Annotated in this window: 12 protein-coding genes; 8 read left to right on the top strand and 4 right to left on the bottom strand. The window is 61.3% G+C overall.

Annotated features, from left to right (window positions below):
- Positions 1-116: 116 nt before the first annotated feature.
- Positions 117-1,415 carry an alpha-glucosidase/alpha-galactosidase gene (gene melA / locus RIN49_RS17405; protein WP_309121427.1) on the top strand — a complete coding sequence of 433 codons (1,299 nt, stop codon included), beginning with the start codon at positions 117-119 and terminating at the stop codon, positions 1,413-1,415.
- Between the two features lie 305 nt (positions 1,416-1,720).
- On the opposite strand, the gene RIN49_RS17400 is transcribed toward melA, so the two are convergent.
- Both RIN49_RS17400 and RIN49_RS17395 read right to left on the bottom strand, forming a co-directional pair.
- Complete coding sequence (locus RIN49_RS17400) at positions 1,721-2,551, bottom strand: transposase (RefSeq protein WP_309121426.1); 831 nt, start codon at positions 2,549-2,551, stop codon at positions 1,721-1,723.
- Positions 2,552-2,813: 262 nt separating this feature from the next.
- Positions 2,814-3,623 (bottom strand): helix-turn-helix domain-containing protein, encoded by an 810-nt coding sequence (locus RIN49_RS17395; protein ID WP_309121425.1) that lies wholly within the window; start codon positions 3,621-3,623, stop codon positions 2,814-2,816.
- A 139-nt stretch (positions 3,624-3,762) separates the two neighbouring features.
- On the opposite strand from RIN49_RS17395, the gene RIN49_RS17390 reads away from it, so the two are divergent.
- Positions 3,763-4,572: a phytanoyl-CoA dioxygenase family protein gene (locus RIN49_RS17390; protein ID WP_309121424.1), complete on the top strand. Its 810-nt coding sequence runs from the start codon at positions 3,763-3,765 to the stop codon at positions 4,570-4,572.
- A 118-nt stretch (positions 4,573-4,690) separates the two neighbouring features.
- Complete coding sequence (locus tag RIN49_RS17385) at positions 4,691-5,581, top strand: peptidylprolyl isomerase (protein ID WP_309121423.1); 891 nt, start codon at positions 4,691-4,693, stop codon at positions 5,579-5,581.
- A gap of 177 nt (positions 5,582-5,758) precedes the next feature.
- On the opposite strand, the gene RIN49_RS17380 is transcribed toward RIN49_RS17385, so the two are convergent.
- Positions 5,759-6,556 (bottom strand): cell wall hydrolase, encoded by a 798-nt coding sequence (locus RIN49_RS17380; RefSeq protein ID WP_309121422.1) that lies wholly within the window; start codon positions 6,554-6,556, stop codon positions 5,759-5,761.
- 134 nt (positions 6,557-6,690) lie between these two features.
- On the opposite strand from RIN49_RS17380, the gene RIN49_RS17375 reads away from it, so the two are divergent.
- On the top strand, positions 6,691-7,485 hold the full coding sequence (locus RIN49_RS17375; RefSeq protein ID WP_309121421.1) for a DUF6062 family protein: 795 nt from the start codon (positions 6,691-6,693) through the stop codon (positions 7,483-7,485).
- A gap of 86 nt (positions 7,486-7,571) precedes the next feature.
- On the opposite strand, the gene RIN49_RS17370 is transcribed toward RIN49_RS17375, so the two are convergent.
- Complete coding sequence (locus RIN49_RS17370; protein WP_309121420.1) at positions 7,572-7,958, bottom strand: WGxxGxxG family protein; 387 nt, start codon at positions 7,956-7,958, stop codon at positions 7,572-7,574.
- A 237-nt stretch (positions 7,959-8,195) separates the two neighbouring features.
- On the opposite strand from RIN49_RS17370, the gene RIN49_RS17365 reads away from it, so the two are divergent.
- The 4 genes from RIN49_RS17365 (at position 8,196) to RIN49_RS17350 (ending at position 14,702) form a co-directional block, all read left to right on the top strand.
- Positions 8,196-8,852: a response regulator gene (locus tag RIN49_RS17365; protein WP_309121419.1), complete on the top strand. Its 657-nt coding sequence runs from the start codon at positions 8,196-8,198 to the stop codon at positions 8,850-8,852.
- Positions 8,853-8,854: 2 nt separating this feature from the next.
- The gene (locus RIN49_RS17360; protein WP_309121418.1) at positions 8,855-10,765 is read left to right on the top strand and encodes a sensor histidine kinase; all 1,911 of its coding nucleotides are present in this window, start codon (positions 8,855-8,857) and stop codon (positions 10,763-10,765) included.
- Between the two features lie 157 nt (positions 10,766-10,922).
- On the top strand, positions 10,923-14,339 hold the full coding sequence (locus tag RIN49_RS17355) for a glycoside hydrolase family 44 protein (protein WP_309121417.1): 3,417 nt from the start codon (positions 10,923-10,925) through the stop codon (positions 14,337-14,339).
- A gap of 21 nt (positions 14,340-14,360) precedes the next feature.
- Complete coding sequence (locus tag RIN49_RS17350) at positions 14,361-14,702, top strand: hypothetical protein (protein ID WP_309121416.1); 342 nt, start codon at positions 14,361-14,363, stop codon at positions 14,700-14,702.
- Positions 14,703-14,773 lie beyond the last annotated feature (71 nt).

The following is a 14,773-nucleotide window of genomic DNA, read 5'->3' as shown; positions in this document are numbered from 1 at the left end:
TCGTACTCTATCGCACTACAAATATCCATATGTGTCTTCGTTTCCTCCATACCCAGTCCTATGGAATTCGCCTATATTTGAAGAGGAGTAACGCACATTGATCTGGAGGGGTAACGTTGACGAAGATTACGTTTCTAGGCGCGGGAAGTACGGTATTTGCGAAGAACGTCTTGGGCGACACGATGATGACGCCTGCGCTGCAGGGCTTCGAATTGGCCCTGTTCGATATCGACAAGCAACGATTGAAAGATTCCGAGATGATGCTCAACAACCTGAAGCGGACGACCGGCAGCACATGCGTCATTAAGGCGTACGACGATCGGAAGGAAGCGCTCCGCGGCGCCAAGTACGTCGTCAACGCGATTCAGGTCGGCGGCTACGATCCTTGCACGATCACGGACTTCGAAATTCCGAAGAAGTACGGCTTGCGCCAGACGATCGCGGACACGGTCGGCATCGGCGGCATCTTCCGGAACTTGCGGACGATTCCGGTCATGCTCGACTTCGCGAAGGATATTCGGGAAGTATGCCCGGACGCATGGTTCCTCAACTATACGAACCCGATGGCCGTGCTCACGAACGTCATGAACACGTACGGCGGCGTGAAGACGGTCGGCTTGTGCCACAGCGTGCAGGCGTGTATCCCGCATCTGTTCGACAACCTCGGGATCGACAAGGAAGGCGTACAAGCGAAGATCGCGGGCATCAACCATATGGCATGGCTGCTCGAGGTCACGAAGGACGGCGTCGACCTGTATCCGGAAATCAAGCGTCGCGCGGTCGAGAAGCAAAAGGAAAAGCACGGCGACATGGTGCGCCTCGAAATGATGCTGAAGTTCGGCTACTACATTACGGAGTCGTCCGAGCATAACGCGGAATATCACCCGTACTTCATCAAGCGGAACTATCCGGAGCTGATCGAGCGCTTCAACATTCCGCTGGACGAATATCCGCGCCGCTGCGTAAACCAAATCGAGAGATGGGGGAAAATGCGCGACGAGCTCGTCAACGACGCGAACCTCAACCACCAGCGGTCGCACGAATACGCGTCGTACATGTTCGAGGCGATGGAGACGAACGTGCCGTTCAAGATCGGCGGCAACGTCATGAACACCGGCCTTATCACGAACCTGCCGCGCGAGGCGTGCGTCGAAGTGCCGTGCCTCGTCGATCGGAGCGGCGTGACGCCGACGTACGTTGGCGATCTGCCGCCGCAATGCGCCGCGCTGAACCGCACGAACATCAATACGCAGCTGCTCACGATCGAAGCCGCGATCACCGGCAAGAAGGAGCACATCTACCACGCGGCCATGCTCGACCCGCATACGTCGGCGGAGCTGTCCATGGACGACATCATCGCGATGTGCGACGACTTGATCGAAGCGCACGGCGACTGGCTCCCGCAATATAAATAAGAAGCTTAAGTAACCCAGGGCAGGATTGCTCTGGGTTTTTATATGCTTCCGCACATCACTCCACTCGAGAGGGGCGGAGGACTCTCACTCTTCGTGCTTCTTCCTAAACTGATTTCGTCTGCTCAGGTGCGGGGAAAAGCGGACGTGCCCGACGACGGCGAATCGAAGGCTGACGCTCGCGACGAGACGCTTCCGAGGAGGGGGATCCTGTGCGTGCCTTCTTTCTAACTTAATTTCCTCTGCTCAGGGAACCGGCGTGTTTGACTGCCTCATGGGGGAGACCCTCGCCGGACCTTCCTATGAGCTCAGGCGAAGAGGCGCGCCTCCCCGGAGCGTCTTTCGGCGCGAAAGCAAAGCTTGTCCCACTCGTCGCGCAAGGAGATTCCCTTGGCGGCGGCATTCCAACGGTAGCAGAATTCGTCGAGGTAGCTCTGAAGGTACTTCGTGCCGACGCCGTTGAACAGCCGGTTCATCCAACCGCGGGCCTCTAGCAGGCAATCCCGCAGCGGGCTTCGGTGCATCCGATCGGAATTGAGCCATAACGCGTCCGCGCTCGGATCGACGTGTTCTTCGAGGATACGCGCTTTCCCGTGCGAGGTCGGTTCCTTGAACCCGCGGACGAGACGGTCCCGTGGTACGAATCCGAGCTTCAGCGCGGTCGGCCTGCCGTTCGTCCCGATGGATGCGGAGACGGAGACGACGCGTTCGCAGCGGTAGTGCCGGTGGGGCAGGAAGATGAAAATAGATTTAGGCGCCAAGAAATGAAGCCCGGTATGTACGGTCCCTTGCAGCTTGAAGGCGTCTTCCGCTTCTCCGATCGCCTGCCGGAATTTGCGCAGCATGCGCCACGCGGTCTTGTGCTTTACGTCAATGAGAGCGGCGAGCCGCTTCGCGTTCACGCCGTTCGTAGAGGCGAGCCGCTCGATGGCGGCGGCCCACTTGGCGAGCGGCGTGCGCGTCTTGGCCATGACGGTGCCGGCCGTCACGGACGTCTGATGGCCGCACAGGCGACATTCATAGAGCGGGAGCTGCCGCGTCGAGATCGTATAATACGCCCCGTACCCGCAGCTTGGGCAGGAAAACCCGTTCGGCCACCGCCGCCGGAAGAAATACGCCACCTGTTCCGCTTGATCCATGAACGCCGCCTCCTTTTCCTTATTATACCGAACATACGTTCTAAAATCAATAGAAAATTTCCAGGAAATCCGCTTGGAAAGGAGCCTGCGGAGAGCGTCGACACGTGGTCCTGACTAGGGGGAATCACCTTAGAAAGGAGCCCGCTAGCGAATCCCCGCCCCGGAGAGTCTGGCGAGAAAGGGTCGACTCCATGGTCCCTGAATCGAGGAAATCGCCTTAGAATGCGCAATGAACTAGGGGGAGAGGCAGGGGAGGGCGCAGCTACTCGAGCCGCAGCCCGCGACGATAGCCGGTGGGGCTGGCGCCGAATCTTCGGCGGAACTGAGCGAGGAAGTGGTTATAGTTTTGGAAGCCGACTTCGTAGGCGATTTCCGCGGCGCCTCGGCGCGTATGCTCGAGCAGCAGCGCCGCTTGCCGCACGCGCATGGCGTTCAACGCGTCGACAATCGATTGGCCCGTAGTTTCCTTGAAGAGGTGCGACAGCCGCGACGGCGACAGCCCGACCGCCTTCGCCAACGCCTCGATGCGGACGGGCTCGCGCATGTTCGCCGCCAGCAGGCGGCGGGCTTCCTCGATGCGCGGGTCGATGCGCCGGGCGATCTGGCGGGCGGCGATCGCGAGCACCTCCTGCAGAGCCCCGTAGCACAGCTCGTTCCAGAAGTCGCCGCGATCCCTAGCGTCGATCAGCACGCGTCGGAACGCGCGGACGATGCGCCGGCGGGCGGAGGCGTCCGCGATCGGAGCGACGGTCGCCGTCTCCGTCGGCAGGAAGCTCGCGTCCATGCGCTCCGGAGAGAAGTGGGCCCAGACGAAGCCCCAGATCTCCCCGGCGCAAGTGCCGTACGCATGGGGCACGGACGCGTTCAGCAACAGGATATCGCCGGGGCCGAGCCGATGCTCCTGACCCGTCGTCCGGACGTAACCGGCGCCCTCTAGGGTGTAAACGATAATCCAATCGTCTTCGTCGCGGCCGGTCGGCCGGTCGACGACGTAAGTGTCCGGAACGCGGAATCGTCCGGCGATCGCAAGGCCCTTGGCTTCGCCGCCGTAGGCCTCAAGGCGTTGCTCCATTTTCCGAGTGCCCCCTCCCATGAATAGCAGAATCGTGTGATTGTTCAGCGGTTTCCATACTTCATTATAGGAGCGATTCTACTCTAAAATAAAGGAAAATCAACTCTAACACTTCAAAAAACGAGAGGAGAATCGTGTGATGACGGAACGAAGGGGATCGTTGAGCGAGGAGCAGCGGCGCCGATTCGAGGAAGAGGGCTATGTTGTCGTGAAAGGATTGTTCGCGAAGGAGGAGCTGCAAGAGATCGAGCGGACGTTCGAGGAGATCGGCCGGCGGACGGTGCCGGGCCACTTCGAGCCGGATTTCGCGGCGGACGGGACGGATCCGCTGAAGCGGTATCCTAGAGTGATGCATCCGCATCGGTTCGACGCGACCGCCAAGCGCTACATGCTGCACCCGCCCGTTCTGGAGGCGCTCGAGTCGTTGTTCGGAGAAGAGGCGCTGGCGGCGCAGAGTATGTTTTATTACAAGCCGCCGGGCTCTCGCGGCCAGGCGCTGCATCAAGATAACTTCTACTTGAAGGTCGAGCCGGGCAACTGCATCGCCGCGTGGACGGCGGTGGACCCGGCGGACGAGGAGAACGGCGGATTGCTCGTCGTGCCGAAGACGAACGCGCACGAGATCGTCTGTCCGGACGAAGCGGACGCGAAGGAGTCGTTCACGAACCACTACGTGAAGCCGCCGGAGGGGATGAAGGCGGTCCCGGTCGCGCTCGCGGCGGGGGACGTGCTGTTCTTCAACGGCAATCTGATCCACGGCTCGTACCGGAACAAGACGAAGGATCGATTCCGGCGTTCGTTCATCTGCCATTACGCCAACGCGTCGGCGGCCCGAATCTCGCATTATTACCGCCCGTTGTTCCGCGCGGACGGCAGCGAGGTCGATCTCGAGGCCAATCCGGACGGCGGGCCTTGCGGGGTGGAGTACGCGTATTACGGGGCTCATTGAGTCCCTTTTTTCATTTTCAGGAAACGTTCAGGTGAATTTCATATGCGCTTCAGGTTCGCGAAGCATAATGTGGGCATTGGACTTGCCGACATGATTCGAAAATCGAAGGAGCGTACTCATGAATGACATCGTAACAACGAAGTGGAAAATTATATCTCTCGTCTTGCTCGCCTTGCTGATCGCCGCCGCGCTGTTCCCCTTCCTCCGGGAGCAGGACGCGGACCTCGGTCCCGCGGCCTCGGTCAACGGCGTCTCGATTTCGAAGCAGGACGTATTCGACGCGCTGCTCGCCGCGGACGGCGGACAGACGCTGTCGTCGATGATCGACGCGGAGCTGGTGCGCCAAGCGGCCGAAGCGGCGGGCGTGGAGGTCACGGACGCGGACATCGCCGAACGGATGGACGCGGTCAAAGGACAGTTCTCGAGCGAAGACGAGTTTCTGTCGACCCTGGCCATGTACGGCATGACTGTCGAAGGGCTGGAGGAGCAGATGGCTCTCGAAGCGCAGCTGAAGAAGCTGCTGGAGCCGCAGATCGCCGTGACGGACGAGGAGATTCAAACCTACTACGACGAAAATGCCGCCGCGCTCGAACAACCCGAGCAGGTGAAGGCGTCGCATATTCTCGTGGCGACGGAGGAAGAAGCGAAGGAGCTTCGGCTCCGGCTCGCGGGCGGCGAAGACTTCGCGGCGCTGGCCGCGGAGAAGTCGCTCGACACGGGCACGGTCGAGTCCGGCGGCGATCTCGGCTTCTTCGAGAAGGGCGCGATGGAGGAGCCGTTCGAGACGGCGGCTTTCTCCCTCGAGGTCGGGCAGCTCAGCGAACCGGTCGAGACGAGCAACGGATTTCATATCATCCAAGTGACCGAGAAGAAAGCGGCTTATATGCCTACGCTTGAGGAGAAGAAGGAAGAGATTCGGGAGACGCTCGCGAACGAGGCGTTGTCGACGCTGTCGACGACGTGGCTGGAGGAACAGCGGACGAACGCGGACGTCGAGGAATATTTATAAATGTTCTTATGAAAAAAGGCTGCCAACGTTCCTTCGCGATTGTCGCGCGGAACGTGGCAGCCTTTTTCCTATTTTACGAAATGCGCTTTAACGATTCCTCGACTTGCTTGAGGTTCGTCAGGCTCGTCCCGTTGCCGTCGCTCGAGCCACAATTTCAAACGGGTACATTTGGCTTGATTAATAGGAAAAAACATGATTGCCGATCGTCTTCGAAACCGGACGCTCCCGGACCCAAGCATTGTCCGTCTTCCGGGGGTTATAAAACACCGTCGCGCCGTCGGTCGGATCGCTCCCGTCCAGCGCCGCCCGCACGGCCTTCCGCGTCTCCTCGCTCGGCTTCGCCTCGTAGATGCGCCCGTCCGCCACCGGGGAGTATTGATAATACTCCACTCCGTCGACTTCGACGATCTGGAAGATGACGCCTTGGATCGTATCGGGCCAGTTCGGATCGTCGATTCGATTCAAGATCGATGCGGCTACGGCGACTTTCCCTTCGTAGGCTTCTCCGCCGGCTTCGGCCTCCGTAATCCGCTCGAGCCACAGAACGTCTTCATCGGTGACGCTCGCGGATTTGGCGGCGAAAGACGTCGTCGTAATGTCGGCCGTTCGCGTGGACGCGTCGTAGGCGACGCTCATTCCCAACTTCTCCGCTGCGTTGCGCAACGGAACGTAAGTGCCTTCCGGCTTGTGAACGACGCCGTCCGGACCCGCCGTCAGGGACAGGCGCACGCCGTTCTTCTGTAGCACGACGGCTTGGTTGTTCTCGTCCCATTGGACCGAGACGCCCATCTTGCGGAGGAAGACGGCCGGAACGAGCAAGGAACCTTCGCGCTGCAGGGCGGCGGTCGCGTGCCGCGTCCCGTCGACGACGACCGGCTGCAGCGGTTTCGCCGCCGCGTTCGGCGCCGGCGCCAGGAGCGACGCCGCGAGCAGCAGCGAAGCCGCCGTCGACGCCGCGAGTTTATGTATGTTCAAGCTGTGAATCGATATCGCCTCCTTATGTTCTCTTGGAATTATATAAAGATCTCGTTCCGTTTGGGTATGGTAATTTCCACCGCGGGGGACAATAGCCGCATCGAGAACGGGATTTTCGAAGCGGGGGGACGGGAATGGATAAGTATATTTTGTACCACGACTTGGCCGATGCGCTGCAGCACGATCAGTGTCCGGTGTGCAAGTTGGTGGACGAACGGGTCGAGCGAATGATTAAGGTGCTGCTGCGCGAAGGGGCCGGAGACGGTCAGTTGATTGGCTCGTACGTGCGGGCGAGAGGATACTGCAACGCGCACGCCTGGCGGGTGAAGGAGTCGGGCGATCCCGCTTCGCAAGCCGTCTTCTACCGGGCGCTGCTCGAAGATCATAAGACGTCTTTGGAAAAGTACCTGACCAGCCGAAAACAACGCGACTTTCGGAAAAAATCGAACGCGCTTCGTTCGCTTCTCCAAGCCCGGATGACCGGCAAAGCCGACGGCGACGAAACGAGCGCCTACTTAAGCAGCTTCGCGTCGGAGGAGAGGTGCCCGATCTGCGCGACGACCGAATCCTGCGAGCGGCGGTACGTCGACGCGGTCGTCGATTACTTCGAGGGCGACGAGGAATTCCGCGAACGGTACCGCAATCGCGGAGTGCTGTGCCACCCCCACTTCCGCCGGTTGATCCAGAGCCACGCCGAGCGGCCGTCCGTCCCGGAGCTGCTCGAAATTCAGCTCTCGCGCTTGGACTTGCAGATCGAACATCTGCGGGAAATCGAGCGGAAGGCGAACGTGCGCTTTTCCGACGAGGAAGGCGACGCGTATCTCGGCGGCTGGATACGGGCCGTGCGCCTTGACGTCGGCCTGCCGGGCACCGACACCCGGTACAAGCAGCGCGCGGCAGCGTTCAAGGACGCTGCGCTGAAGCCGTAACGACTTGCATCCCGCCAATGCGATCGACAAAACAGGCTGCCGCTCCGGAGACGGAGTTCGGCAGCCTGTTTGCGTCGCTTCCTTAATTATTTCGCCTTCTCGCGACCGCGGAGACCCGCAAGACCGAGCAAGCCGGCGAGGCCGATCCAGCCCCAGTCTACGCCGTCGTCGTTGGCGGCGGCATTCGCGCGCGTCTGGTTGTTCATGCGGACGCCGTTCATGCCGTAGCCCGTGTTCGCGCCGCGCGCGTTAGTGCCGTACCCGTAACGGTTCGCGCCGTTCACGCCGTTCGTGTCGGTCGTCGTCGCGCGGTTCGTCGTCATCCCGCCGCCGTTCGCGCCCGTCGCGTTCACGCCGTTCTGCGTGCCATGACCGATCGACGAAGCCGCGGAGTTGCCGCCCTCGGCGAACGCGGGCACGGCCATGCTGCATGCGAGGACGGCCGTCAGTGCAAGCGTGCTGATTTTCTTCATAACGATTCGCTCTCTCCTTCGGATAATGAATGTGTGTAACGTTGCGTTATAGTTGTTTGCATCGGGAACCCGGATTACTCCCTTGGAGGGATGACGGTTTTTGACAACCGGGACTTCTTGAGGGGATTGTCATATGACTTGTAACTTTTATGCAGGGGGGTGACGACACGGTCGGGAAGATCATTTACAATAAGACCAAAGATTGCTAGCTAACTAGAAAAAGAGGATGCTGCGCCCATGATTTCTATTGTATTGGTCGACGATCAGACGCTGCTGCGGGACGGTCTGCAAACCATGATAAACGTGCAGGAAGATATGGAGGTCGTCGGCGTGGCCGGCGACGGGGAGCAGGGGCTCGCCCTCGTGGAGAAGCTGCGGCCCGACGTCGTCCTGATGGACATCAAGATGCCGGGCATGGACGGACTCGAGTCGACGCGGCGCATCAAGGAAGTCCGCCCGGAGGCGAAGGTCATCGTGCTGACGACGTTCGCCGAGGACGACTTCATCGTCGAAAGCTTCTCGGCCGGCGCGGACGGCTTTCTGCTGAAGGATCTCCAGGGCGAACAGCTCATTCGGTCGATTCGGGAAGCGGCGGGAGGCCAGTTGATCATGCCTTCTTTCGTCGCCTCCCGTCTCGTCTCCTTGCTGCGGACCGATCGCAAGAGCGGCAGCGCGCGATTGAGCGCGGCCCGGCTGAAGAACGAGGGCATCGTGCTGTCGCCGCGGGAGCGGGACATCGCCGAGATGCTCATTCTCGGCAAGTCGAACCGGCAGATCGCCACGCAGCTGTTCATGAGCGACGGGACGGTCCGCAATTATATTAGCGGAATCTACAATAAGATCGGGACGAAGGACCGCGAGCAAGCGATCGATATTTTAAAAAGGTTCATGTAGAGATGCGCATTCGCCTTTCGCTCGCCCGCGTCGTCACCGTAACGTCCTTCGCGCTCGTCATTACGGCGTTCGTCGCCGTCGTCGCGATATTGTATCGGAACGACGGCTTGGATCGCGTATTCCGCGTCGAACCTTTGCATTCCGTCAGCGCCGGCCCGTGGGAGGCGATCGTCGGCGACTTGCCGTTCCGTGGCGCGGTCCCGGCGTTCGACGAGGGCGATTGGCGCCCGCTCGCCGAACTGCAAGCGGATGCGCCGCGGTTCGGTTACGTCGGCTATTATTGGCTTCGACAGCGGCTGCCGGAGCGATCGCCGAGAGATCCGCATCTCCTGCTCGGGCATCTGGGCGCATTCGAAGCGTACCTTGACGAGAAGCAGCTGCTTCGGTTCCGGATGCCGCCCGCCGCGCCTGCTGTGAATTTGATACACAGCCGTACGATCACGAAGCTAAGCCCGGAGGACGCCGGGAAGATGCTGTACCTTCGCGTATATACGGACGGCTCCCGCCCTCCGCTTCGGATCGCGGCGGCCCAATACGGTCAGAAGGATGCGATTTTCGCTGCGTATTTGGGGACCGACCAATTTATTTTTCTGATCGGGCTCGTCTTCGTGCTCATCGGGTTCGCGGGATTTCTGTTATGGCTTCACGATGTTCGAAGCCGGCTGAATTTGGCATTCGCGTTGTTCATGACCTCGTCCGGCCTCGGGCATTGGTATATCAGCCGTACGACGTTATGGTATCTCGAGGGCGAATGGTTCATGTATGTGCCCGACGTCTTCCTATCGTTGGCCGTGTTTTCGGTGCTCCTCTTCATGGAACAGCTGGTCGACGGCGCCTACCGAAGGCTGTTCCGCTGGCTGAAGCGGATGTCCTTCGGCGTATTCGCGGGCGTGCTGACGACGGCGTACGCGCTGCCGATCGCGTACCGCGTGCTGGTGACTTTCGTCGTTCCGACGATGATCGTCGTCTTCCCGCTCGCGGCGCTCATCGCGCTGCTGCGGCTGCATAAGCGAGATCCATCCCCGGATCGACGCTGGATCCTCAGCGGGCTGATCGGGATGTACGTCGGCACCACGCTGCAGGTGATCGTGCATTTCCTTCCGCCGGTGCGCCCATGGCTGCAGAGCGTGTCGGAGCCGCTTGCGCATGCGGCGGAGTTTTGCCTGCCGGCCGGGCTGTTCTGGATCGTCTTCTGCAAAGGAATGGTCTTGTTTAACCGATATATGGACCTTCACCGGCAGGTGAAAGCTTACGCCGTCGAAACGACGGAGCGCCTCGCGTCCTCGCTGCGCGAAACGACGGGCGCGATCGCGCATCTTTCCCTAGCCGAGGCGCGCAATCGGAACGCCCGCGACGTCCATGACATCGTCGGGCATACGCTCACGACGACGGCCGTGCAAATCGAGGCGGCGCGCATGCTGTGGAGCCGGAGTCCCGACGACGCGCTCAAGACGCTGGCGACCGCCGGCGAGCTTGTTCGCAAGAGTCTGGAAGACATTCGGCATTCGATGCAGGGGTTCGCCAAGGACGAGGGCGAGACCGACTTGCGGGAGACGTTGTGCCTGCTGCTGGAGGATGCGTCTCGAACGAGCGGCGTCGCGTCGGAATACGACATCGAAGACATACCTCCGCTCGGATCCGCCTACGCCCAAGTGCTTATTCACGCGCTGCAGGAAGGGATAAGCAACGGCATCCGGCACGGCCGCTGCGGCGCGTTCCACTTCGAGCTCCGCATCCGGGGCGACACATTGGAGTTTACGCTCTCCAACGACGGAGCGGCGTACGAAGCCGGCCGGTACGGCTTCGGCCTGGCGACGATGCGCGAGCGGGCGGAAGCGCTCGGCGGGTCGTTCTGGATCGGCGCCGCGCAAGAGCAAGGCTGCCGTATCGACATCAGGCTTCCGGTCCGATAGGACCGGAGGCCGATTCTTTTTTTGGGAATACAAGGTACTAAAGTCCCATGAACGATTCATGATCCCACGGCCGCCAATCCATGACATCCTGTCATGCGCGAAATGACCGAACCGAAGCTATAATCCGGTTATGCTTTTCATGAAGGAGAGGATTGGCGTGGGACTATTGGGTGAAGGACTGAAGAAACCGATCGCCGCCGTCGGCGCGTTGGCGCTGACGGCCGCCGCGTTGCTGCCCGCTGCGGCGCCGCCCGCCGCTAGCGCGGCGGAAGCGAGGGAGATCGTATACGGCGACGCGCTGAACGCGTTATATGCGAATTACAGCTGGGCGCAAGTCGATCTGGCGTACGCCGGCGACAAGCGCGGCGGCGAGACGTCCATTCGCATGGAGCCGGACGACGGCAGAGCGATGTATTTCTATCGCGACCGCATCTTGACGGCGAGCGATTTCGGGACGTTCGAAATGTACGTGAAAGGGGAGGGGCTCGGCGGCCAACAGGCGAAGCTCGTGTTCCAAACCGGAGGGGTGCCGCAGTCGGAGTGGATGCTGCACGAGCTCGTCGAAGGCGGGATCCCGGCCGACGACTGGGTTCGAATCGCGATTCCGGCTGCCGAAGCGTCCCCGGACAACGGCTGGGTGGACACGATCATCTTGTCGGACGTCACCGGAGGGGACCAACCGGCGCTTCTGATCGACGATATCGCGTTCGTCGGCGCCGGAGCGGGCGAGCAGCCCGGCGGAGAAGAGCCCGGCGGCGAGGAGCCCGGAGGCGAAGAACCTGGCGGCGAGGAGCCCGGCGGAGAAGAGCCTGGCGAAGAACCCGGCGAGAACGGACCGGGCGGCGCTCCGGAAGTCGTCTCCGGCATCTCCGTCTACCAAGAATCGCTCGGGGCAGGCTTCCAAGACTTCGGCTGGGCCGAACACAGCTTGGATTACGCCGGCGCCTATCATACGGGCGAACGCTCCATCCGGATGGAGCCGGACAACGGCGGAGCGGTGTACTTGTATTCCGGCGTACCGATCGCCGGGAAAGCGTACGAGTCTTTCGAGTTTTGGATTCGCGGGGGCAGCGCCGGCGACCAGCAGCTGAAGGTATCGTTCCTCAGCGGCGGCCGGCCGATCGTCGAGGTTCCGCTTTCGACGCTGCTGCCGGAGGGCGTGGCGGCCGGAGAATGGCGCCTCGCTTCGGCGAGCTTGGCCTCCCTCGGGCTGCTGGATCAAGTGTTCGACGCCTTCGTCATCGCGGATGCGTCGGGCGGCGATCAACCGGTCGTCTATCTCGACGACATCGTGCTGCGGGCGAAGGAGATTATCCCGGCGGCCTTGGTCGAGACGCGGCTCGATAAGCATCAAGTCGTGCTGCTGGCCGGCGAGTCGCAGCCGCTCGAGATGACGGCGTTCTATGCGGACGGCACGGATAAAGTCGTCAGCGACCAGGCGGCCTGGGTCAGCGACGCGCCGAGCATCGTGTCGGTGGAAGGCGGCCGCGTCGTCGGCGTGAGCGAAGGCGTCGCCAAGATTACGGGTACGCTCGGCGCGCAATCGGCATCCGCGTACGTGCAGGTCGCCGACATCGAAGAGGTGCCGTTGTACCGCGACGGCCTCGAGCCCGGCGCATCGAACTGGAGCTGGCACGAGAAGAACCTCTTGAGCGAAGCCGAAGCGCACAGCGGCCGGCTCTCGATCGAGTTCATGCCCGGCGGCTGGGACGGCGTCTGGCTGAACGGGGATCAGGAGCGACGGTTCGGAGAGACCTACGGCGTACGATTCTGGATTCACGGCGGCGCGACGGGCGGGCAGCGAATCCTTGTGCATCTGTACGAAGCTCAAGGCTATGTCGGTACGGCCGAGCTGAACGACCATCTGCCGAACGGCGCGCTCGCCGCGGGCGAATGGCAGGAAGTGACGCTGAACGCGGCGGACTTCGGCGTAACCGACGGGGCGTTCACGGGCATCGTATTCCAAGCCGGCACGGAGCAAAATCAACCGGTCGTCTATATCGACGACGTCTCGTTTCTGCGCAATACGTCGCCGGTGTCTCTCCCGCAGCCGGAGCTGCCGACGGTATCCGTCGACATCGACACGGCGTCGGATCGGAAGCCGATCGACGAGAATATTTACGGCATCAATTACGACGACATGCACCCGACGACGTCGACGCTTCCGTTCCCGGTCGAGCGGTGGGGCGGAAACAATACGACGCGGTACAATTGGAAGCTGGATACGACGAACCGCGCTTCCGACTGGTACTTCATGAACATTCCGTACGACGACTCCGACGGCACGGAAACCGATCAATTGATCGATCGCGTAGACGCCCGCGGCGACGAGGTGCTGCTGACGATTCCGACGATCGGCTGGACGGCCAAGGATCGCGAAGTCAGCTGGGGCTTCTCCGTCGAGAAGTACGGACCGCAGCGCAGCACGGCGGCGGTGGACGGACGTCCGGACGCCGGCAACGGCGAGTTGCCGAACGGCGATTGGATGGAGCCGATCAACGACCCGCACGACACGTCGGTCGAGATCGGACCGGATTTCGTCGTCGAGTGGATCGAGCATCTGAAAAACAACGGGGATAAAGTAAATTTCTATGCGCTCGACAACGAGCCGGAAATTTGGTACGTCACCCACCGCGACCTGCGTCCGGAACCGACGACGTACGACGACATCTGGAACTTCACGGAAGAGTACGCCTCGGCCATTAAGGCGGCCGACCCGGACGCGCAGATTTTCGGTCCGGTGTCGTGGGGCTGGTGCGCATACTTCTATTCTTCGGCGGATTACTGCACGGACGGCGCGGACCGCCAGTCGCACGACGGCTTGCCGTTCCTGGAATGGTACTTGAAGCAAGTGAAAGACTACGAAGATTCCGACCCGAACGGGACGCAGCTGGTCGACTACTTGGATATTCACTTCTATCCGCAAGAGGGCGGCATCGCCGAGGATAACGAATCGTCGTACGTGCAGAAGCGGCGTCTGCAATCGCTCAAGTCGCTGTATCATCCGACCTTCGTCGACAATTCCTGGATTCAGGAACCGATTCGACTCATCCCCCGGATGAAGGAGATGATCGCGAAATACAACCCGGACATGAAGCTCGCCATCACCGAATACAACTTCGGCAACGGCGACGGGCTCACGGCGGGTCTCGCGCAAGCGGAGGCGTTGGCCATCTTCGGCCGCGAAGGCGTCGATCTGGCGACGCGCTTCGGCAACTTCAAGGCGGGCACGCCGATCGAAGACGCGTTCGCGATGTATCTGAACTACGATGGGCAAGGCGGCAAGATCGAAGGCACGAGCGTCAAGACGTCGACGTCGAACGTCGATGCGGTCGGGGCCTATACGATCGAGGGGGCGAACGGCGAAGTGTACGTGCTCTTGTTTAATAAGGACACGGTCGACCGGAATGCCTCGCTGACCGCCAATGTCGCCCTTGCGGGACAACCCGAGGCGTATCGTTTCTCGGCCGACGAGCGGCTGCAACGCGTGACGCCGCAGCTGTCGACCGGCGAAGGCGGGGCGTCCGAGATCGCGCTGCCGGCTCGTTCGGCGACGCTGCTCGTGTGGAACTAACGGGCTGGAGGGGGCGTACGCGTGCATGAAGCGGTAGCGGAATACGTCGGCAACTTGAAGCCGCATCACAAACGGGCCGTTCTTCTCCTCCGGGAGCTGGTGCTCGAACGGCTTCCCCATGCGGAAGAAGGGTTCGGGCACGGCTTCCCCCTCTACTGCGTGCGGCGAGAGCCGGTCGTCGGCATCGCGCATCGGAAGAAGGGGCTCATGCTGTATATCATGCGTCCGGAGCTCGTCGCTTCATACCGCGATCGGCTGGCCGGTCAGCTCGACGGCAAGTCGTGCATCTGCTTGAAGCGCGCCGGCAAGCCGCTCAGGGACGACCTGTTTCCGGTGATCGAAGAGTTGCTGTCGGCATTATGAAAAAAGAGGGTCTTCCCGCATCGGCGGGAAGACCCTTTTTTGCTTCGCGGAGCGGGAGCTCCGGGTGTCCC

Source organism: Paenibacillus sp., assembly GCF_031177825.1.
Taxonomy (GTDB): Bacteria; Bacillota; Bacilli; order Paenibacillales; family YIM-B00363; genus Paenibacillus_AE.
The sequence above is the reverse complement of the archived record's forward strand: the minus strand, read 5'-3'. Positions and strand labels throughout refer to the sequence as shown.

Bases quoted from the DNA above. Each gene is read 5' to 3' on its own strand.
- RIN49_RS17375 (WP_309121421.1), top strand. From the start codon at position 6,691: ATGGATAAGTATATTTTGTACCACGACTTGGCCGATGCGCTGCAGCAC.
- RIN49_RS17385 (WP_309121423.1), top strand. From the start codon at position 4,691: ATGAATGACATCGTAACAACGAAGTGGAAAATTATATCTCTCGTCTTG.
- RIN49_RS17365 (WP_309121419.1), top strand. From the start codon at position 8,196: ATGATTTCTATTGTATTGGTCGACGATCAGACGCTGCTGCGGGACGGT.
- RIN49_RS17400 (WP_309121426.1), bottom strand. From the start codon at position 2,551: ATGGATCAAGCGGAACAGGTGGCGTATTTCTTCCGGCGGCGGTGGCCG.
- RIN49_RS17395 (WP_309121425.1), bottom strand. From the start codon at position 3,623: ATGGAGCAACGCCTTGAGGCCTACGGCGGCGAAGCCAAGGGCCTTGCG.
- RIN49_RS17360 (WP_309121418.1), top strand. From the start codon at position 8,855: ATGCGCATTCGCCTTTCGCTCGCCCGCGTCGTCACCGTAACGTCCTTC.
- RIN49_RS17390 (WP_309121424.1), top strand. From the start codon at position 3,763: ATGACGGAACGAAGGGGATCGTTGAGCGAGGAGCAGCGGCGCCGATTC.
- RIN49_RS17370 (WP_309121420.1), bottom strand. From the start codon at position 7,958: ATGAAGAAAATCAGCACGCTTGCACTGACGGCCGTCCTCGCATGCAGC.